Source organism: Prosthecodimorpha hirschii (assembly GCF_001305515.1).
GTDB lineage: Bacteria > Pseudomonadota > Alphaproteobacteria > Rhizobiales > Ancalomicrobiaceae > Prosthecodimorpha > Prosthecodimorpha hirschii.
Genome location: NZ_LJYW01000001.1, coordinates 2,869,128 through 2,889,138, shown reverse-complemented (window position 1 = coordinate 2,889,138; position 20,011 = coordinate 2,869,128). Strand labels below are relative to the sequence as shown.

General features: G+C 69.7%; 19 protein-coding genes. 7 read left to right on the top strand and 12 right to left on the bottom strand.

Annotated features, from left to right (window positions below; translation table 11 throughout):
- Positions 1 to 11: 11 nt before the first annotated feature.
- The 3 genes from ABB55_RS12630 to ABB55_RS12620 all read left to right on the top strand — a co-directional run bounded on the left by ABB55_RS12630 (position 12) and on the right by ABB55_RS12620 (position 2,703).
- A complete protein-coding gene (locus tag ABB55_RS12630) occupies positions 12 to 857 on the top strand; it encodes a shikimate dehydrogenase (RefSeq protein ID WP_054359120.1) in 846 nt (281 codons plus the stop codon).
- Positions 854 to 1,648 carry an SDR family NAD(P)-dependent oxidoreductase gene (locus tag ABB55_RS12625; RefSeq protein WP_054359119.1) on the top strand — a complete coding sequence of 265 codons (795 nt, stop codon included), beginning with the start codon at positions 854 to 856 and terminating at the stop codon, positions 1,646 to 1,648. The genes ABB55_RS12630 and ABB55_RS12625 overlap by 4 nt, the downstream gene beginning before the upstream one ends.
- A 137-nt stretch (positions 1,649 to 1,785) precedes the next feature.
- Positions 1,786 to 2,703, top strand: a complete 918-nt coding sequence (locus tag ABB55_RS12620) for a lysophospholipid acyltransferase family protein (protein WP_054359118.1) — start codon at positions 1,786 to 1,788, stop codon at positions 2,701 to 2,703.
- A gap of 13 nt (positions 2,704 to 2,716) precedes the next feature.
- Here the strand turns inward: ABB55_RS12620 and ABB55_RS12615 are convergent, their stop codons facing one another.
- The 6 genes from ABB55_RS12615 to pdxR all read right to left on the bottom strand — a co-directional run bounded on the left by ABB55_RS12615 (position 2,717) and on the right by pdxR (position 10,066).
- A complete protein-coding gene (locus ABB55_RS12615) occupies positions 2,717 to 4,342 on the bottom strand; it encodes a GMC family oxidoreductase (protein ID WP_054359117.1) in 1,626 nt (541 codons plus the stop codon).
- Positions 4,343 to 4,352: 10 nt separating this feature from the next.
- Positions 4,353 to 5,222: an ABC transporter permease gene (locus ABB55_RS12610; protein ID WP_054359116.1), complete on the bottom strand. Its 870-nt coding sequence runs from the start codon at positions 5,220 to 5,222 to the stop codon at positions 4,353 to 4,355.
- A 3-nt stretch (positions 5,223 to 5,225) separates the two neighbouring features.
- On the bottom strand, positions 5,226 to 6,119 hold the full coding sequence (locus ABB55_RS12605) for an ABC transporter permease (protein WP_244472030.1): 894 nt from the start codon (positions 6,117 to 6,119) through the stop codon (positions 5,226 to 5,228).
- Positions 6,116 to 7,294: an ABC transporter ATP-binding protein gene (locus tag ABB55_RS12600; RefSeq protein ID WP_054359115.1), complete on the bottom strand. Its 1,179-nt coding sequence runs from the start codon at positions 7,292 to 7,294 to the stop codon at positions 6,116 to 6,118. The genes ABB55_RS12605 and ABB55_RS12600 overlap by 4 nt, the downstream gene beginning before the upstream one ends.
- 79 nt (positions 7,295 to 7,373) lie before the next feature.
- Positions 7,374 to 8,441 (bottom strand): extracellular solute-binding protein, encoded by a 1,068-nt coding sequence (locus ABB55_RS12595; protein WP_054359114.1) that lies wholly within the window; start codon positions 8,439 to 8,441, stop codon positions 7,374 to 7,376.
- A gap of 86 nt (positions 8,442 to 8,527) precedes the next feature.
- On the bottom strand, positions 8,528 to 10,066 hold the full coding sequence (gene pdxR / locus ABB55_RS12590; protein WP_244472029.1) for a MocR-like pyridoxine biosynthesis transcription factor PdxR: 1,539 nt from the start codon (positions 10,064 to 10,066) through the stop codon (positions 8,528 to 8,530).
- Positions 10,067 to 10,273: 207 nt separating this feature from the next.
- On the opposite strand from pdxR, the gene ABB55_RS12585 reads away from it, so the two are divergent.
- The 4 genes from ABB55_RS12585 to ABB55_RS12570 all read left to right on the top strand — a co-directional run bounded on the left by ABB55_RS12585 (position 10,274) and on the right by ABB55_RS12570 (position 13,857).
- The gene (locus ABB55_RS12585; RefSeq protein WP_054359113.1) at positions 10,274 to 11,380 is read left to right on the top strand and encodes a mandelate racemase/muconate lactonizing enzyme family protein; all 1,107 of its coding nucleotides are present in this window, start codon (positions 10,274 to 10,276) and stop codon (positions 11,378 to 11,380) included.
- The gene (locus tag ABB55_RS12580; protein WP_054359112.1) at positions 11,377 to 12,876 is read left to right on the top strand and encodes an aldehyde dehydrogenase family protein; all 1,500 of its coding nucleotides are present in this window, start codon (positions 11,377 to 11,379) and stop codon (positions 12,874 to 12,876) included. Before ABB55_RS12585 ends, ABB55_RS12580 begins: the two co-directional genes overlap by 4 nt.
- A gap of 262 nt (positions 12,877 to 13,138) precedes the next feature.
- Complete coding sequence (locus ABB55_RS12575) at positions 13,139 to 13,522, top strand: type II toxin-antitoxin system RelE/ParE family toxin (RefSeq protein ID WP_054359111.1); 384 nt, start codon at positions 13,139 to 13,141, stop codon at positions 13,520 to 13,522.
- A complete protein-coding gene (locus ABB55_RS12570; protein WP_054359110.1) occupies positions 13,519 to 13,857 on the top strand; it encodes a helix-turn-helix domain-containing protein in 339 nt (112 codons plus the stop codon). Before ABB55_RS12575 ends, ABB55_RS12570 begins: the two co-directional genes overlap by 4 nt.
- Before the next feature lie 82 nt (positions 13,858 to 13,939).
- Here ABB55_RS12570 and ABB55_RS12565 read toward each other — a convergent pair whose 3' ends face one another.
- From ABB55_RS12565 to ABB55_RS12540, 6 genes are all read right to left on the bottom strand, one after another.
- Complete coding sequence (locus tag ABB55_RS12565; protein ID WP_054359109.1) at positions 13,940 to 15,049, bottom strand: 5-methyltetrahydropteroyltriglutamate--homocysteine S-methyltransferase; 1,110 nt, start codon at positions 15,047 to 15,049, stop codon at positions 13,940 to 13,942.
- A 34-nt stretch (positions 15,050 to 15,083) separates the two neighbouring features.
- On the bottom strand, positions 15,084 to 15,818 hold the full coding sequence (locus ABB55_RS12560) for an ABC transporter ATP-binding protein (protein ID WP_054359108.1): 735 nt from the start codon (positions 15,816 to 15,818) through the stop codon (positions 15,084 to 15,086).
- A complete protein-coding gene (locus ABB55_RS12555) occupies positions 15,811 to 16,563 on the bottom strand; it encodes an ABC transporter ATP-binding protein (protein WP_054359107.1) in 753 nt (250 codons plus the stop codon). The genes ABB55_RS12560 and ABB55_RS12555 overlap by 8 nt, the downstream gene beginning before the upstream one ends.
- A gap of 1 nt (position 16,564) precedes the next feature.
- The gene (locus ABB55_RS12550; RefSeq protein ID WP_083463572.1) at positions 16,565 to 17,629 is read right to left on the bottom strand and encodes a branched-chain amino acid ABC transporter permease; all 1,065 of its coding nucleotides are present in this window, start codon (positions 17,627 to 17,629) and stop codon (positions 16,565 to 16,567) included.
- Positions 17,630 to 17,644: 15 nt separating this feature from the next.
- Positions 17,645 to 18,499 (bottom strand): branched-chain amino acid ABC transporter permease, encoded by an 855-nt coding sequence (locus ABB55_RS12545; protein ID WP_244472028.1) that lies wholly within the window; start codon positions 18,497 to 18,499, stop codon positions 17,645 to 17,647.
- 176 nt (positions 18,500 to 18,675) lie between these two features.
- Complete coding sequence (locus tag ABB55_RS12540; protein WP_054359106.1) at positions 18,676 to 19,857, bottom strand: ABC transporter substrate-binding protein; 1,182 nt, start codon at positions 19,855 to 19,857, stop codon at positions 18,676 to 18,678.
- Between the last annotated feature and the right edge of the window lie 154 nt (positions 19,858 to 20,011).

Genomic DNA, 20,011 nt, shown 5'->3' with positions numbered 1-20,011 from the left:
AAAGGAACCCGATGACCGCTCAGGAACGGTTCTGGTTGGCCGGCGTGATGGGCCAGCCGGTGATCCATTCGCGCTCGCCGATGATCCACGGCCACTGGTTCGCCCAGTACGGCCTGAAAGGCGCCTATGTGCCGCTGGCGATCCCGCCCGAGCGGCTGGAGGCGGCGCTGCGGGCGCTGCCGGCGCTCGGCTTCTCCGGCTGCAACATCACGCTGCCCCACAAGGTCGCCGCCATGGCGGTGATGGACGAGGTCGACCCGCGCGCCCGGCGCATCGGCGCGATCAACTGCGTCGTGGTCCGGCCGGACGGCTCGCTCTACGGCTGCAACAATGACGGCTTCGGCTATCTCGAAAGCGTCCGCGAGCGCTTCCCGGACTGGCGTGCCGATGCCGGCCCGATCGTGGTGCTCGGCGCCGGCGGCGGCGCCCGGGCGGTGGTCGCCGCGCTCGCCGATGCCGGCGCGCCGGAGATCCGGCTGGTCAACCGCAATGCCGATCGCGCCGTCGCGCTGGCGGCCGAATATGGCGGTCCCGTGCGGGCGGTCGACTGGTCGCGCCGCGCCGAGATCCTCGACGATGCCGCCATGCTGGTCAACACCACCACCCAGGGCATGACCGGCCAGCCGGCGTTGGATCTCGCGCTCGACCGGCTGCCGGTCGCCGCGCTGGTCTCCGACATCGTCTATATCCCGCTCGAGACGCCGCTCCTCGCCGCCGCCCGCCTGCGCGGCAACCGGACCGTCAACGGGCTCGGCATGCTGATCAACCAGGCGCGCCCGGCCTTCCAGGCTTGGTTCGGCATTCTGCCGGAGGTGACCGCGGAGCTGCGCGCCCGGCTGGAGGCCTCGGTCGGATGAGCGCGCCCGAGGATCTCGCGCCCGCCCCGGCCACCTATTTCGACCTGACCGGCCAGATCGCGCTGGTCACCGGCGCCTCGCGCGGCATCGGCTTCGCCATCGCGTCGGCGCTCGGCCGGGCCGGTGCCACGGTGGTGCTCAATGCCCGTTCGGCCGCCTCGCTCGCGGCCGGTGCCGCGGCCCTGCAGGCGGCCGGGATCGCCTGCGAGACCGCGCCGTTCGATGTCGCCGACGCCGACGCCGGCGCGCAGGCGGTCGCCGCCATCGTGGCGCGGCACGGCCGGCTCGACATTCTGGTCGGCAATGCGGGGGCGACCAGCCGGGCCGCGCTCGGCGACTGGACGGTCGAGGCCTGGGACGCGATCCTGGACACCAACCTGCGCTCGGCCCTGTTCCTGGCCCAGGCGGCGGCCGGGCCGATGCGGCGCCAGGGCTCCGGCCGGATCGTCTTCACGAGTTCGATCACCGGCATCCTCGGCCGCGCCACCATCCACGCCTATGTCGCCTCCAAGGCCGGGCTCGCCGGCCTGACCCGTTCGCTCGCCGCCGAACTCGGCCCGCACGGCATCACCTGCAACTGCATCGCGCCCGGCTATGTCGAGACCGACCTCAGCCGCCCGCTGATGGCCGACGCCGCCTTCGTGCAGCGCGTCGTCGACCGCACCGCGCTGAAGCGCTGGGCCAGGCCGGAGGAGATCGCCGGCGTCGCCCTGATGCTCGCCTCGCGCGCCGGCAGCTACGTCACCGGCCAGCAGATCGCCGTCGACGGCGGCATGACGACGACCATGTAGGGCGTCTACGCCGCCGTAGCGGCTTCGCCGCCGTAGCGCCTTCACCGTCCGCCCCGCCCAATCCGGGTTTCCGTCTCCGCGCCGTCATACGGGCTTCACGAGACCGGATCATTCTCGGAGAGTTAGCCGGACGGACGATGATGATCGAAGTCGAAAGCGAATATCCTGCTGCTGTATTCTCCCCCGAGGCGTCTGAAGACTTCCGGTTCAGCTATGCCAGACCCGAGCAGAAGCCGTTCGACCGGGCGCTGATCCGCGTGGTCGAAGCCGTGACCGGTCAGGCGCGGCTGGAGCGGCTCTATCGCGACTGGGCGGCGAGCGGCGACCGGTCGAAATCCTTCTTCGAGGCGGCGCTCGATCTGCTGCGCGTGCGACCGCGCTTCGACGGCCATCCGCTCGCCGAGATCCCGACCGACCGGCCGGTGCTGTTCCTGGCCAACCACCCCTTCGGCGTCATCGACGGCCTCACCCTCGGCTGCCTCGCCACCAAGGTGCGGCCGGATCTGAAGATCATGACGCACAGCATGCTGTGCCAGGTGCCGGAAGCGCGGCCCTACCTGCTGCCGGTCGATTTCGATCGCAGCGCGGCGGCGCGCCTGACCACGGTGCGGACCCGCCAGCGCGCCATCGAGTGGCTCACCGACGGCCACGCCGTCGGCATCTTCCCGGGCGGCGGCATCGCAACGGCCGGGCGTCCCCTGCGCGGGCCGGCGCTGGAGCATCCCTGGCACGTCTTCGTCGCGCGGCTCCTCGCCGTGCCGGACCTGCTGGTCGTGCCGGTGTTCTTCCATGGCCAGAATTCGCGCCTGTTCCAGGTCGCCAGCCACCTCAACTATCCGCTGCGCGTCGCCCTGATCTTCCACGAAACCCGGCGCCGGATGGGACGCGACCTGCGCGTCACGATCGGCACGCCGTTCCGGGCCGACAGCCTGCCCAAGACCGACCGCGCCGAGGCGCTCGACGACCTGCGCCGCCGCACCCTGGCGCTCGGCAATGCCCGGCCGGAAGTGCTCGCCAACACCTTCCGGTTCCGCGACTGGATCGAGGTCGACTGATCCGACCCGCCGCCTATCGGCGCGCCGCCGTTTCGGCCAGGATTCGGTCGGCCGCCATCCAGCCGACCATCATGGCCGGGGCGTTGGTGTTGCCGGACGGGACGGTCGGAAAGATCGAGGCATCGGCGACCCGCAGTCCGTCGACGCCATGGACCTTGAGATCCGGACCGACCACATGATCGGCCGGGTCCGGGCCCATCCGGCAGGTGCCGCAGGGATGGAAGACCGAATAGGCGCGCGCCCGGATGTCGGCGGCCAGCGCCTCGTCGGAGGCGCAGTCCGGGCCGGGCTTCAGTTCGTCGGCGATCAGGTCGCGGAAGGTCGGTGTTGCGGCGAGCCGGCGCAGGAAGCGGGCACCGGCCAGGATCGTGGTGCGATCCTCCTCGGTGTCGAGATAGTTCGGCACGATCGACGGCGCCGCGGACGGGTCGGCGGAGCGGATCGCGACATGGCCGCGGCTGGTCGGCCGGCAGGGCGAAACGCTGGTCGAGAAGCCCGAGAAGGGGTCGGGCTTCATCAGGGCGCGCACGCCCGGAAGCGCCCGTTCGTAGGAGAGCGGCGAGAAATAGAGCTGCATGTCGGGCCGGTCGAGATCGGCGCGGGTGCGGAAGAAGCCGCCGCCCTGGTTGACGCTCAGCGACAGCGGCCCGCGCCGGCCGAACAGATAGGCGAGCCCGGCGCGGATCTGGCCGATCAGCGGCAGCAGGTCGTCGTTCAGGCTCGGACGGCGCGCCCGGTAGACATGGTCGTAGCAGAGATGGTCCTGCAGGTGCCGTCCGACGGCGGGTCTGTCGACGCGCGGCGCGATGCCGTGCCGGGCGAGCAGGTCGGCCGGACCGATCCCCGACAGTTGCAGCAGTTGCGGCGAGTTGAAGGCGCCGGCCGTCAGGATGACGCCGCCGCCGGCCCGCGCCTCGTGCACCCGCCCGCCGCGCCGGTAGCGGATGCCGACGGCGCGGTGGCCTTCGAACAGGATCCGTTCGGCCAGCGCGCCGGTAACCAGCCGGACGCGGCCGGTCTTCAGGGCGGGCTTCAGATAGGCGGTGGCGGCCGACACGCGACGGCCGTTGCGGGTGGTGATCTGGTAGTGGCCGACGCCCTCGGTGGTGGCGCCGTTCAGGTCCGGATTGGGTCGCAGCCCGGCCTCAAGTCCGGCGCGGACGAACAGGGCGGTCAGCGGGTGGCACTCGCCGGCAATGTCGGAGATGTGGACCGGGCCGCCGGCGCCGTGCCAGTCGGAGGCGCCGAGCGCATGGTCCTCCATGCGCCGGTAGGCGGCCAGCACGTCGGCGCCGGACCAGCCGGGATTGCCGGCCGCCGCCCAGCCGTCGAAATCCTCCGCCTGCCCGCGCGACCAGACCATGGCGTTGATCGAGCTCGATCCGCCGACCACCTTGCCGCGCGGCTGATAGACGACGCGGCCGTCCAGGCCCGGCACGGGTTCGGTGCGGTACATCCAGTTCAGCCGCGGCGCATAGAAGGTCTTGCCGTAGCCGATCGGCAGATGGATCCAGGGGCTCAGGTCGCGCGGACCGGCCTCCAGCACCAGGATGCGGCCGCGACCGGCTTCCGCCAGCCGTCCGGCCACGACGCATCCGGCCGAGCCCGCGCCGACCACGATCCAGTCATAGTTTTCCATCGGAACCCCGTCAGCCGGCGCGGCCCTCGCCGCGGTCGCGCTGGACCATGACCGAGATCAGGCCGATCAGGCCAGACCCGACCATCAGGAACAGCGAGACCGCGTTCAGGACCGGCGTCGAGCCCTGTTTCATGCGGTCGAACATGGTGATCGTCAGCGGCGGGTCGGACCCGACCAGCATCAGCGTCGTGTTGAAATTCTCGAACGAGATCAGGAAGGCGACCAGACCGGCGCCGATCAGCGCCGGGGCCAGATAGGGCAGCGTCACGGTCAGGAAGGCGGCGGCCGGGGTCGCGCCGAGATCGAAGGCGGCCTCCTCCAGCGCCCGGTCGAACTTGCGCAGACGGGCGGCGATCACCAGCGTGGCGATGGTGGCGATGAAGGAGAACTGGCCGAGCACGACCAGCAGGAGGCCGGGCCGGAGGGCCGCCACCTCCCAGCCGAAGCGGTCGTCGAGCGCGTTGGCGACGGTCGACGAGAAGGCCAGGATCGAGATGCCGAGGATCACGCCGGGGATGACGAGCGGCGCCAGCATCATCAGATAGGCGAAGCTCTTGAAGGGGAAGTCGTGCCGCTCGAACAGGAAGGCGGTGGTGGTGCCGACCAGGATCGAGACGGCCGTGGTGGCGATCGCGACCAGCACCGAATTGCCGATGCCGCGCAGGATGTTGCGATCCTGGAGCAGGCCGAGCTTGGGGTCCGTCGTGCCGACGAACCAGTCCAGCGTGAAGCCGCGCCAGGGCAGCGCCGGAAACAGCGAATCGTTGAAGGCGAAGACGGCGACGACGATCAGCGGCAGGGCCAGATAGATCAGGAACAGGCCGACATAGGCCTTGTAGGCGGCATCGACGACGGGCGAGCGGGGCAGGGTGCGCAGCATGGTCTAGCGCCCCAGCGTCGACGACAGGGACTGGCCGGTCAGCCGCAGGCCGATCCAGACGATCAGGCTCGAGGTCGCCAGCAGCACGAAGCCGAAGGCGGAGCCGACCTCCCAATTGAAGCGCGTGATGAACTGCGTGTAGATCTGCGCCGTGAACCACTGGCTCGACTTGCCGCCGAGCAGCGTCGGGGTCAGGTAGTTGCCGAGCGTCAGCATGAAGACCACGATCGATCCGGCGACGATGCCCGGCATGGCGTGCGGCACGACCACCTCGCGCAGGATCGAGACGGCATTGCCGCCGAGATCGTAGCCGGCCTCGATCAGGCTGTCGTCGAGGCTGTCGAGCGCGGAGATCAGCGGCACGACCATGAACAGGAGCGAGGTGTAGACGAGGCCGATCATCACGACCACGTCGTTGTAGAGGAATTCGACCGGCCCGGCGGTGATGCCGGCCCAGATGAGCAGGTTGGAGAGCAGGCCCGTCTCGCGCAGGATCATCATCCAGCCGAAGACGCGGACCAGTTCGCTGACCCAGAAGGGCAGCAGGCAGGCCATGAACAGCGCCGTCCGGGCGCGGCCGCGCGCCAATTTGGCGATGTAGTAGGCGACCGGAAAGGCGATCACCAGCGTCAGCGCGGTCGCCAGCAGCGACATCGCCACGGTGCGGACCAGGGCCTGGACATAGACCGGCTCGCCGAAGAACTCGACATAGTTGCGGATGCCCGTCTTGAAGACGCGCGGGGCGACCTTCTCGTGCAGCGAGATCAGCAGGAGGTCGACATGCGGGATGACGACGATCAGGAGGATCCAGAGCACGAAGGGCGTCGCGACCAGCAGCAACGCCAGCCGGCGCCCATCTCGGCGCGGGTCGACCGGGATGGACGCCGGGGCGCTCACGACGCCGTCTCCGATGCCGCGCTGGAAGGCGCCGCGCCGGAAGGCGCCGCGCCGGAAGGCGCCGCAAAGGCGATGGCGCGGTCGGCCGGGAAGCGCAGCCGGACCGCCTCGCCCGGGGCCAGGCCGCCGGTCGGCAGGCCGGCCGGCAAGGCGACCGCGAGCGTGTCGCGCTGTCCCGGAGCCGCGGCCGCCGCGACCGTGACCAGGGTCCGACTGGCCGCTCCGTTGAAGAGCAGGCTGTCCACGGACCCGTCGAATTGGTTGACGCCGTCCTCGGCGCTGCGGGCGGGCGACCCGCCGGGCTCCAGCACGATCGCCTCGGGCCGCACGAAGATCTCGACCCGGGCGCCGACGGCGATCGATGCTCCCTCGGCCGCCGTCGCGGCGATCGTCAGGCCGGAGTCCGTGCGGACCCTCAAGCGGCCGGCGTCGGCCGCCGTGACGGTCGCCATCCAGCGCTGGCTGTCGCCGACGAAGCCGGCCACGAAGGCGCTCGACGGGCGATAGTAGAGGTCCTGCGGGGTGCCGACCTGCTCGAAGCGGCCGCCATTCATCACCGCGACCTGGTCGGACATGACCAGCGCCTCGGACTGGTCGTGGGTGATGTAGACGAAGGTGGTGCCGAACTGATGCTGCAGCTGCTTCAGCTCGACCTTCATGTGCTCGCGCAGCTTCAGATCCAGCGCGCCGAGCGGTTCGTCGAGCAGGAGCACGGTCGGCTCCAGCACCATGCAGCGGGCGATGGCGACGCGCTGCTTCTGGCCGCCGGAGAGCTGGTCGATGCGCTTCGGCCCGGCCGTGGCGAGCCCGACCCGGGCCAGCACGGCGTCGACCTTGCGGGCGATGTCCTCGCGCGGCAGGCCGCGGCGGCGCAGGCCGTAGCCGACATTGCCAGCGACCGTCATCATCGGGAACAGGGCGAGATGCTGGAACACCATGTTGACCGGCCGCCGGTTCGGCGGCGTCGCCAGCACCGAGGCGCCGTTGATCAGGATGTCGCCGGCGCTCGGCTGCTCGAAGCCGGCGATCATGCGCATCAGCGTGGTCTTGCCGCAGCCGGACGGCCCCAGGATCGAGAAGAAGGAGCCTTTCGGCACCTGCAGGGAGACGTCGTGCACGGCGGTGAAGCGGCCGAAGCGCTTCGAGACGGTGCGGACTTCGAGATCGATCGACATGGGCGTCCCGGCCGCCGGATGAAGGGGCCCGTCCGGCTGGCCGGACGGGCAGGGTGTCAGCGCGGAAACGCGAACGGCCTCACTTGGCCGAGACGCGGTCCAGGATCTTGCCTTCCATCTCTTCGAGGCCCGCCGGGATCGCCGGGAACCACTTGATGTTGGCGATCACCGAGGCCGGGAAGGCCTCCTGGAAGGACTTGCGCAGCTTCTCCGAGACGAGCGCGTCCGAGCCCTTCGAGGCCGAGAAGCTGCCCGAGGATTCCACGATCTGCGCGGCGATCTCGGGCTTCATGACGAAGTTGATCCACTTGTAGGCGGCTTCGTCGTTCTTGCCCTTGGCCGGCAGCGCGAAGGTGTCGATCCAGCCGAGCGCGCCGGTCGAGGGCGCGACGAAGTTGATCGACGCATTCTCGCCGTTGAGCTTGAAGCCGGTCGAATCCCAGGCCTCGGAGGCGACGATCTCGCCGGAGCGGATCATGCCGAGGAGCTGGTCGGACCCGGTCCAGTAGGCCTTCACGTTGGGCTTGCAGTCGGCCAGCTTCTGGCCGGCCTTCTCGATGATGGCCTGGTACTTGGCCTTGTCCGAATAGGCCGCGAAGGGATCGTCGCCGGCCGCGAAGGCCATGCCGAGCAGGGCGGTGCGCTTCAGGCGCATCGAGACCTTGCCCTTGTATTCGGGCTTGCACAGATCCGCGAAGGTCTTGATGTCCGGCGCCTTGGCGCGGTCGACCACCATGCCGGAGGTGCCCCAGAGATGGGCGACGCCATAGACCTTGCCGTCGACGGCGGTGTTCTTCTTGGCGGCCTCGAGCAGTTCGGGGATGAACAGCTCGGCCTTGATCTTCGACAGGTCCATCGGCTTGTAGATGCCGAATTCGGTCTGCGGGCCGGTGATGCGGTCCTGGCTCGGCTGGGCGAGATCGAAGCCGGCGCCACCGGTGGCGCGCAGCTTGGAGATCATGTCCTCGTTGTTGGAGATCGTGACCTCGACGTCGATGCCGGTCTCGGCCTTGAACTTCTTGATGACCGCCTCGGGCGCATAGTCGCCCCAGGTCAGGAGGCGAAGCGTCTCGGCTTCGGCCGGGTGGGCGATGGCCAGCAGGGCGAGGCCCGCCGTCGCGGCGAGCAAACGCTGGAAGCTCTTCATGTGTCTCTCCCTCGGTCCGCACGCCAGCGCCGAGCTGGCCGACGGATTGGAACAGTATGAAGGGATTGGTCTGTTCGGCAGGTCCATTATGGCCAATCAGGCAGACCAATCCCGGCGCCCGCCCGCATGTCGGAGCGAACGCCATCGGCCTCGATATCAGCCAGAGACTCAGCCAGTGTGACAGTCGCGTGTCCGATCTGGGCCGGCGTGAAGCCGCTGAAACCGAGCACCACGCCCTCCCGGCCGATCGGCTCGACGCAGAACCGGTCGATCGGCGCCACCGTCAGGCCGCGCTTGTCGGCCGCCCGCGCCAGCCGCGCCGCCGACAGGCCTGGCTTCAGGAAGGCGACCGTGTGCAGGCCCGTGGTGGTCGGCACCGGGTCCATCCAACGGGCGAGCGGGCCGGCCAGCGCCGCACTCAGGGCCCGATAGCGCTCCGCGTAGATGCGGCGCATGCGCCGGACATGGGTGGCGAAATGGCCCTCGGCGAGGAAATCCGCCACCACGGCCTGCACCACGGTCGGCACGCCCGGCGAGAAGGCCTCCAGGCTGAGGGCGAGCGCATCGGCGAGGGAGGGCGGCGGCAGCATGAAGCCGAGCCGCAACGCCGGGAACAGCGATTTCGAGAAGCTGCCGACATAGATCACCCGCCCGCCGCGATCGATGCCCTTCAGGGTCGGCAGCGGCTGGCCCGACAGGCGGAATTCCCCGTCCCAGTCGTCCTCGACGATCCAGCCGTCCGCCGCCTCGGCGGCATTGAGGAGCGCCAGACGGCGGTCGAGCGACAGCGTCGCGCCGAGCGGCTGCTGATGCGATGGGGTGACGAAGGCGAGCCGGAAATTCCGCTCCCGGGCGAGGCCGGCCTCGACCACGAGGCCGTTGTCGTCGACCGGGACCGGCACCAGCCGGGCCCCGCGCAGCACGAAGGAATTGCGCGCCCCGATCGCGCCGGGATTCTCGAACCAGACCGGATCGCCGGGATCGATCAGCGCCGCGGCGATCAGCTGGAAGGCATCCTGCGCGCCGGCCACGATCAGGATCGAGCGCCAATCGCATTCGATGCCGCGATCGAAGCGCAGATGCGCCGCGATCGCCTTGCGCAGCGGAGCATGGCCGTGCGGGTCCGGATAGCCGAGCACCTGGTGGCGGGCCTTGCGCCAATGCTTGGCGGAGAGCCGCGCCCATTGCGCCATCGGGAAGTCGTCGAAGGACGGCATGGCGGTGGTGAAGGGCCGCGGCTGGTGGGTCAGGCGCGGCGTGAATTCGGAGGCCGCCAGGGCCATCGAACGGGCGAGCCTGGCCGGCCGCGCGGCCCCCGGCGTCAGAACGGCGACCTGGCGCGGCCGCTCCGCCCCGACCGCGGCGCTGACATAGGTGCCGTCGCCGATCCGGGTCTCCAGGATGCCCTCCGCGGCCAGACGCTCGAAGCACTCGACCAGCGTCGCCCGCGCGACGCCGAGTTCGCGCGCCAGCGTCCGGGTCGCCGGCAGGCGGTCGCCGGCCGTCAGTGCGCCGGACAGCACCAGTTCGCGCAGGGCGTCGCCGATCTGGACCGGCAGGGCCAGTTCCGAGGTCCGGTCGAGCCGGATCGCCTGCATCAAGGGACCGGCTGCCCGCTTCACCATGCCGTCACGCTCCGATCCTGCGTTCGATTGGTCCGTTGCTTTGTCCAGAATGGACCTTAGTTGCAGTCCAATCCAGACTAAAGTCCGCGGCATCGGCATGGGGCGGCCCATCCCGAACTGCGCCGCTCCGTCCCCGACGGCCGGCGCCAACCCGAGGCAGGGAGCCGGAGCATTTCGACGGAGATGCGCCGGGCTCCGGGAGGCGGCATGCGGATCCAGAAGCTCGAGACCTTCGCCAATCGCCAAGTCGGCTTCGTTCGCGTGACGAGCGAGGACGGCCGGCAGGGCTGGGGTCAGATGTCGGCCTACAATGCCGACATCACCGCCACGGTGTTCCACCGCCAGATCGCCCCCCATGCGCTCGGCGCCGACGAGACCGACATTGCCGGCCTGGTCGCCCTGATCCCCGAGCGCGAGCACAAGTTTCCCAGCTCCTATCTGTTCCGCGCCCTGACCGGGCTCGACACCGCCTTGTGGGATCTGGCCGGCAAGCGGGCCGGCAAGAGCGTCTGCGAACTGCTCGGCGGCACGCCGCGCCCCTTCCCGGTCTATGCCTCCAGCATGAAGCGCGGCGAGATCACCCCCGAGGCGGAGGCCGAACGGCTGCCGCGGCTGCGCGACCGGCACGGCTACAAGGCCTTCAAGTTCCGCGTCGGCCGGGAATGCGGCCACGACCAGGACGAATGGCCGGGCCGCACCGAAGCCATCGTGCCGATGGTGCGCAAGGCGCTCGGCGACGACGCCATCCTGCTGGTCGACGGCAACAGCGCCTATTCGCCCAAGAAGGCGATCGAGGTCGGCCACAGGCTGCAGGACCACGGCGTCGTGCATTTCGAGGAGCCCTGCCCCTACTGGATGCACCACTGGACCGCGGAGGTGACGCGCGCCCTCAGCCTCGACGTGACCGGCGGCGAGCAGGACTGCGACCTGACGCTGTGGCGCTACATGACCGAAAACCGGGTCGTCGACGTGGTGCAGCCGGACGTGTGCTATGTCGGCGGCGTCTGCCGCATGCTCGAAGTCGCCCGCATGGCGGCCGCGGCGGGGCTGCCGGTGACGCCGCATTCCGCCAACCAGTCGCTGGTCACCTGTTTCACCCTGCACATCATGGGCGCCATCCCGAATGCCGGACCCTATGTCGAATTCTCGATCGAGGGGCCGGACTACTACCCGTGGGAGGTCGGCCTGCTGCGCAATCCGCTGGTCGCCCGCGACGGCATGGTCGACATCCCGGCCGAGCCCGGCTGGGGGCTGGAGATCGAGCCGGCCTGGCTCGACAAGGCCGACTATCAGGTGAGCGAGGTGGCGTCATGAGTGCCGGATCACGCGACGCGCTGGTCGCCGAGGCCCGCACGACGGGCACGCTCGCCGGCCTGCCGGACGGCCATTTCATCGACGGTGCCTTCGTGCCGCCGGCCGCCGGCCGCTTCATGGACAGCGAGGATCCCGGCTTCGGCCGGCCCTTCGCGCGCTTCGCCGCCGGCGACGCCGCCGATGTCGAGCGCGCGGTGACGAGCGCCGGCAAGGCCTCGCGCGGCGCCTGGCGTCGCATGAGCCCGGCCGAGCGCGGCCGCATCCTGATGCGCGCGGCCGAGATCGTGCGCGCGGAAGCCGCCCGCCTGGCAGTGGTCGAATGCCTGGATACCGGCAAGCGGCTGGCGGAAGCCGAGGGCGACGTGCGCGGGGTGGCGCGCTGCTTCGAATATTATGCCGGGGCCTGCGACAAGCTGCAGGGCGACAGCCTGCCGCTCGATGCCGACCATGTCGGGCTGACCGTCTGGGAGCCGGTCGGCGTCGCCGCGCAGATCATCCCCTGGAACTATCCGATCTCCACGGCGGCGCGCGGCATCGCGCCGGCGCTCGCCGCCGGCTGCACGGTGGTGGCGAAGCCGGCCGAGCAGACCCCGTTCACCGCGCTGATGCTGGCCGACATCCTCGCCCGCGCGGGCCTGCCCGCCGGCGTGCTCAACGTCGTCACCGGCACGGGCCGCGAGGCCGGCGCGCCGCTGGTCGCCCATCCGGGCGTCGATCACATCACCTTCACCGGCTCGGTGCCGACCGGCATCGGCGTCATCAAGGCGGCGGCCGACAACGTCACCCGCACGGTCATGGAACTCGGCGGCAAGTCGCCGCTGGTCGTGATGGCCGATGCCGACCGGGACCGCGCGCTCGACGGCGTGATGGAGGCGATCTTCGAGAATGCCGGCCAGATCTGCTCGGCCGGATCGCGCCTGATCCTGCAGCGCGCCGTCGCGGACCCGTTCATCGAGGCGCTGCTCGGCCGGATCGCGCGGTTGCGGCTCGGCCACGGGCTCGACGACGCGACCGACATGGGGCCGGTCAATTCCGCGCTGCATCTCTCCCGCATCGACGCCCATGTGGCGGCGGCACGCCGGGCCGGCAACACGATCCTGACCGGCGGCGCGATCTGCCACCCGGACGGCTGCGAGGCCGGCCACTATTTCGCGCCGACGGTGGTGCTCGCGCGCGGCCTCGACGACCCGATCGTCCAGGAGGAGGTGTTCGGCCCGGTCCTCGCCGTGACGGTGGTCGACGATCTCGACGCCGCCATCGCGGCCGCCAACGCGACCCCCTATGCGCTGGTCGCCGGCATCTACACGGCCGATCTCGGCCAGGCCTTCCGCTTCGCCCGCGCCGTCGACGCCGGCCAAGTCTACATCAACGAATATTTCGCCGGCGGCATCGAGGTGCCCTTCGGCGGCAACCGCAAGTCCGGCTTCGGCCGCGAAAAGGGCCTCGAAGGCCTGCGCGGCTACTGCAAGCTGAAGAGCATCGTCGCGCGCATCTGAGCGGGCGGGGCGGGTGCGAGCTTGGAGGGGATGGAAGGCAGGATCGCTCCGTCCTGCGTCCGAAACGTCGGGTCCCGCCCTGGCTTCCCCGGGAGTTTGAGCCCGGGTCCCGGTCGGCCTTGCCGGCGTCACCGGCCGTGGCCGGTGTCTGTGCGCCCGTAGATCCGGCGGCTTGATTTCGTCATGAGTTTATACTCATAGTGCCGGGATCGGAGCGCGGCGAGCCGCGTCCTGACCGGGCAGGCTGGAGGACCGTCCTGCGATGGAGAGGCTTCCACGACCCAGCCGTTCGTTGGTTTGGATCGGGTCCTGCCGGAAGGACTATGGGGCCTTTCCGCCTGCCGTGCAGGAGGCCTTCGGATTCGAACTGTTTCTGGCTCAGACCGGCCAACGTCCTCCTTCGGCCAAGACACTGAAGGGACTGTCCGGCGGAACGGTCGAACTGATCGACGACTTCGACGGTGATACCTACCGGGCCGTCTACACGACCCGTTTCGAAAGCGTCATCTATGTCCTGCATGCCTTCAAGAAGAAGTCGAAAAGCGGCATCAAGACGCCGCAGACCGACATCGATCTGATCAGAAAGCGCCTGAAGGATGCCGAAGCGGACCACGCCAACAGGATGAAGCGGGAGACCCCATCATGACTGCGGAGCCGATCGAGGTGACCGAGGGAACCGACAACCTGTTCGCCGACCTTGGCCTGCCGGATGCCGAAGCGCATTTCCTCAAGGCCCAGCTGGTGGCCGAGATCTATCGCCTGACCGGCGCACGCAAGCTGACCCAGGCGAAGGCCGGGACCCTCATGGGGATTTCCCAGCCGGAGGTGTCCCGCCTGTTCAAAGGGCATTTTCGCGAATACTCGGTCGACCGGCTGATGACCTTCCTGACGGCCTTCGACCGGGATGTGGAGATCGTCGCCCGCCCGCGCGCGGCGGAGCAGGGCCGCGGCCGGATTCGGTTCAGCGCCGTCGAGGCCTGACCGGTCGTCCCAGTCCTCCCCGATTGAGCCGGTGCGGACGGGACGTGCGAACGCGTCCCGTCCCGGTTCGTCGGCCGGTCCCTCAGCCCCAGACCTCGCGGGCGATCTCGACGATCATGGCGAGCTTCGCCCATTGTTCGTCCTCGGCCAGGATGTTGCCCTCCTCGGTCGAGGCGAAGCCGCATTGCGGGGAGAGGCAGAGCTGGTCGAGCGGGACGTAGCGGGACGCCTCGTCGATCCGGCGGCGGATGTCGTCCTTCTTCTCCAGCGTGCCGGTCTTGGAGGTGACGAGGCCGAGCACCACGAACTTGCCCTTGGGCAGGAAGCGCAGCGGCTCGAAGCCGCCGGCGCGGTCGCTATCCCATTCCATGAAATAGCCGTCGACCGGCATGGCGTTGAACAGCACCTCGGCGACCGGCTCGTAGCCGCCCGAGGCGATGAAGGTGGAGCGGAAGTTGCCGCGGCACAGATGCATCGTGATGGCGAGGTCGGCGGGCTTGGCGGCCAGCGCCGTCCGGACCATGCCGGCATAGATGTCCGGCTGCTTCTCGGGGTCGTCGCCGCGGGCGCGCAGCATCTCGCGCTGCTCGGGATCGCACAGATAGGCGAACGAGATGTCGTCGAGCTGCAGGTAGCGGCAGCCGGCCGCGTAGAAGCTGTCGACGGCGCCGCGATAGGCCGTGCCGACATCGTTGTAGAAGCCGTCCATGTCGTCGTAGATGCCGGGATTCATCATCTTCCGGCCGCCGCGATAGTGCAGCATGCTCGGGCCCGGAATGGTCATCTTCGGCGTCGAGCCGGGGCCGACATGGTCGCGCAGGAAGGTGAAATGTTCGATCATCGGGTGGGTGCCGGGCCAGCCGACCTTGCCGGTGATGCGCAGCGCCTTGGCGATGCCGACGCCGCCCTTGAAGTTCATGCCGGAATCGGCGGTGACCGAGGTGACGCCGTCGAGCCGTTCCAGGAAGTCGAAATGCCAGAAGGCGCGGCGGAACTCGCCGTCGGTGACGCCCTTGAGGCCGACAGCCTCCTGGCGCGCGATCAGCTTGACGATCTCGGCATCCTCGACGGCCTTGAGGCCGGCATCGTCGAGCGTGCCGGCGGCATGGCTCTCGCGCGCGGCCTTGACCGGCGCGGTGCGCAAGAGGCTGCCGACCATGTCGGCCCGGAACGGCGGCGTCTGGCGTTGCATCAGATATCCTCCCTGTCTGGTTTCTCTTGTTCGGTCAATGCGCGGCGGCGCGGCCGGGGCTCTTGCGGGCGGTCACGCCGAGATGCTGCTCCAGCGGCGCGGGATCGTCGATCAGCGTCCGGCTCGGCGCGGCATGCACGATGGCGCCGCGGTCGAGGATGACCGCATCGTCGGTCACGCCCAGGATCTTCTGGGCATGCTGCTCGACCACGATCGCCGCCATGCCCTCGTCGCGGATGATCCGCTTCAGAGCCGCCAGCAGTTCCTCGATGATGATCGGCGCCAGGCCCTCGGTCGGCTCGTCGAGCAGGAGCAGGCGCGGATTGAGCACCAGCGCGCGGCCGACCGCCAGCATCTGCTGCTCGCCGCCCGAAAGCTGGTTGCCGAGGTTGCGGCAGCGCTCCTTGAGGCGCGGGAACAGGCCGTAGACGCGCTCGACCGTCCAGGCCCCCGGCCGCGCCACGGCGGTGAGATTCTCCTCCACCGTCAGCGACTTGAAGATGTTGCGCTCCTGCGGCACCCAGCCGATGCCGGCATGGGCGCGCCGGTCCGGTCTGAGCCCCGTGATGTCCTGCCCGCCGAGCGCGATCCGGCCGCCGCGATGGCGGGTGACGCCGACGATGGTGTTGAGCAGCGTCGTCTTGCCGGTGCCGTTGCGGCCGAGCACGGCGAGCGCGCGGCCTTCGCCCAGCGTCAGGTCGATGCCGGAAATGACCAGCGCCTCGCCATAGCCGGCGGCGACCCGGTCGAGCCGCAGTAGATCAGCCATCCAGGCTCTCCCCGAGATAGACGGCGCGCACGCGCGGATCGTTGGCGACTTCCGTGACGCTGCCTTCGGTGAACAGCGCGCCGTTTACCAGCACCGAGATGCGGTCGGCGAAGGAGAAGACGAGGTCCATGTCGTGCTCGATCAGGAGCACCGACACGTCGCGCGGCAGCGCCGCGACGGTGGCGAGCAGTTCCTGTCGCTCGGCTTCCGGCACGCCGGCGGCCGGCTCGTCGAGCAGCAGCACGCGCGGCCGGCACGCGAAGGCGACGGCGATCTCCAGAAGCCGCTGCTTGCCGTAGGCGAGCGTGCGGGTCGGCTCGCCGAGCACCTCGGTCAGCCGGAAGCGTTCGGCGATCTCCAGGATCTCGTCGGTGACGGCGGCCTTGCTGCCGATCACCCGCCACCAGTCGCGCCCGGATCCCATCCGCTCGGAGACGGCGAGGCCGATCGTCTCCAGCGGCGTCATGGTCGGAAACAGCTGGTTGATCTGGAAGGTGCGCGACAGGCCGCGGCGGACGCGCAGGTCGGACCGGAGCCGGGTCACGTCGGCGCCTTCGAGCAGGATCTGCCCGGCCGACGGCGGCAGGACGCCGGTCAGCAGGTTCACGAAGGTGGTCTTGCCGGCGCCGTTCGGGCCGATCAGGGCGTGGCGGGCGCCGGTCTCCAGACGGAAATCGACATGGTCGGTGGCGATCAGGCCGCCGAAACGGCGCACCAAGCCGCGGGTTTCCAGAGCGGGGGCCATCTCAGCGCTCTCCGGAGGCGGGGGTGGCGTGGGGGCCGTTTGCGGGCCCAGCCCCGCCGGCGGGCCCAGGCGCGCGGGCGCGCCAGGCGGCGGTGAGCCGGGCGGTCAGGCGGTCGCGATCGGCCAGCACCAGGACGATCAGGATCAGGCCGATCCAGAACAGCCAGTATTGCGGCGTGATGCTGGCGAGCCAATCCTGCAGCAGCTTGAAGACGACGGCGCCGACCAGCCCGCCATAGAGATAGCCGGTGCCGCCGATGACCAGCACCAGGAGCACGTCGGCGGAGCGGTGGAAGGCGATCACGTCGAGCGAGACGAACTGGGTCGTCTGGGCAAGCAGCGCGCCGGCCACGCCCGCATAGGCGGCGGCCAGCGTATAGACCGCGATCAGCCGGGCGTTGACCGGGATGCCGACGGCGCGCGCCCTGAGCGGATTGTCGCGGATGGCGCGCAGCGACAGCCCGAACGGCGAGACCACGATGCGCCGGGCGATCACGAACAGCACGAAGGTCACCGCGAGGCTGTAGACATAGGCGGTGGTGCCGAAGATGTCGAATTCGAAGCGGCCGAGAATGGCCGGCATGATCACGCCCTGCAGGCCGTCCGCGCCGCCGGTCAGCCATGCGGCCTGGTTGGCGACTTCGGCCAGGATCAGGGCGACGCCGAGGGTGACCATCAGGCGGGTCAGGTCGGCACCGCGCAGCACCAGGAAGCTGGTCACCCAGCCGAGCGCCGCCGCGGTCGCGGCCGCACCGACGAGCCCGATCAGCGGATCGAGCGCGAAATGCTTGGCGATCAGCCCGGCCGTGTAGGCGCCGAGCCCGAAGAAGGCGGCATGGCCGAGCGAGACGATGCCGGCATAGCCGAGGATCAGGTCGAGCGAGACGGCGAACAGGCCGATGATGGCGATCTCGTTCAGGATCAGGTGCCGGTCCGGCAGGAGCCAGATCGAGGCGAGCGCGGCGAGCCAGAACAGGATCTCCGGCGCCCGCCAGCGGCCGCGCCGGGCGAGGGTGCGGGCGACGATGCCGCTCTGGACGAAGCTGTCGGCGGAGGCGTGCGACATGGTGCGGTCCTGATGTCAGCGGGCGCGGGCGAACAGACCCTGCGGGCGCAGGACCAGGACCACGATCATGAGCGAGTAGATGACGAAGGCGCCGAAGCTCGGCACGTAGTATTTGCCGGCCACGTCGGCGACGCCGAGGAGGATCGAGGCCAGGAACGGACCGGTCAGGCTGGTGGTCCCGCCGACCGTGACCACGATCAGGAAGTAGATCATGAATTTCAGCGGGAAGGTCGGGTCGAGGCCGAGGATCTCCGCCCCCAGCGCGCCGCCGAGGCCGGCGAGGCCGGAGCCGAACGCGAAGGTGACGGCGAAGATGGCCGAGACGTTGATGCCGAGGCCGCGGGCGACGCGCGGGTCGTCGACCGCCGCCCGCAGCCGGCTGCCGAAGCGGGTCTTGGCCAGCACCAGCTGCAGGGCGACCACCAGCACGCTGCAGACCACGATGATGAAGCTGCGGTAGAGGCCGACCTGGACGCCGAGGATGTCGACCCGGCCCTTCAGCCAGGACGGCAGCGTCACGAACTGCTGCTGCGATCCCATCGTCCAGTCGACCGACGCCACCGCCATGAAGACCAGGCCGATCGAGAACAGCACCTGGTCGAGGTGGCCGCGGTGATAGAGGCGGACATAGAGCGTCCGTTCCAGCACCAGGCCGATCGCGGCGGGAACCAGGAAGGCGAACGGCAGGGTGGCCAGGAAGGGCAGGCCCCAGCGGTTGATCAGGATCGCGGTGACGTAGCCGCCCGCCATGGCGAAGGCGCCATGGGCGAGATTGACGAAGTTCATCAGCCCGAGCGTGATCGCCAATCCGCAGGCGAGCACGAAGAGCAGCATGCCGTAGGCGACGCCGTCGAACAGGATGGTCAGCACCGGAAGCCTCCGCGCGGGGCAGGAGGGGCGCCGCCGGTCCGGCCGGGGCGCCCGTCTGGTGGTTCGATCGAGACGGATGGTACCCATCCGCCCCGGGTGTCCGCCCCGAACCGGGTGGGGCGGGGGATCGACCCGGCGGCGGCACATGGCCGGCGCCGGATGCCGACCCGCTCGGATCAGTTGGCCTTGGCGGCCTTGACCGGATCCTTGACGTTCGGGATCGTCGCGAACTCGACATTGTGCAGTTCGCCGTCGACCTTCTCGACCTTGCGGATATAGACGTTCTGGATGATGTCGCGGGTCTGCGGATCGATCGAGACCGGGCCGCGCACGCTGGTCCAGGCCATGCCCTTGATGGCATTGACCAGGGCCTCGCCGCCGACGCCGTTGGTCTTCTTCAAGCCCTCGTAGAGCACATGCATGCCGTCATAGCCGCCGACGCCCATGAAGTTCGGGCGGAAGCCGGCCGCCTTCTTGAAGGCGGCGACGAAGGCCTTGTTCTCGGCGCTGTCGTGGACGGCCGAATAGTGGTGCGAGGTGACCACGCCGAGCGCGGCGTCGCCCATGCCGTTGAGGAGATCGTCGTCGGTCACGTCGCCGGTGCCGATCAGCTTGATGCCGCTCTTGTCGAGGCCGCGTTCGGTGAACTGGCGCATGAACTGGGCGCCGTAGCCCGACGGCACGAACACGAACAGGGCATCCGGCTTGGCGTCGGCGACCTTCTGCAGGAAGGGCGAGAAGTCCGGATTGGCGAGCGGCACGCGCATGTTCTCGACCGTTCCGCCGGCCTTGGTGAAGGTCGCCGTGAAGGTCTTCTCGGCGTCGATGCCCGGACCGTAGTCGGTGACCAGCGTGACCACCTTCTTCATGCCGTTGGCCGAGGCCCATTCGGCCATCGGCTGGGTCGCCTGCGGCAGCGTGAAGCTGGTGCGGACGATGAACGGCGAGGCCTCCGTGATGGTCGCGGTGGCGGCGGCCATGACGACCTGCGGCACCTTGGCCTGGGTGGCGAGCGGGGCGACCGAGAGGGCGAGCGGGGTCAGGCCGAAGCCCGCGACGGCGCCGACCTTGTCGTTGACGATCAGTTCCTGGGCCAGGCGCTTGGTCACGTCGGCGACGCCGGTATCGTCCTTGACGATCAGTTGCACCTTCTTGCCCGCGACCGTGTCGCCGTTCTGCGCCATGTAGAGCTTCGCGGCGGCTTCGATCTGCCGGCCGGTCGAGGCGGAGGCGCCGGTCATCGGCAGGATCAGGCCGATCTTGAAGATCTCCTGCGCCTGGGCACCGACGGTGGTGCCGGCAAGGCTGGTGGCGGCGAGACCGGCGGCGGCGAGCGCCAATAGGGTTCTGCGGTGCATGCGTGTCCTCCTTGGTTGTCGTGGCCGCTTCGGCCTTTGCGGCGGCTCGAGCCGCTTCTTGGCCGGCCCGGAGGGTCGGCGGGACGTCCCTTGTAGAATAGCGCCGGACCGGCTCGCCAGGGCGTATCGATCGGTCGCTCGAATCCCGCCGCCC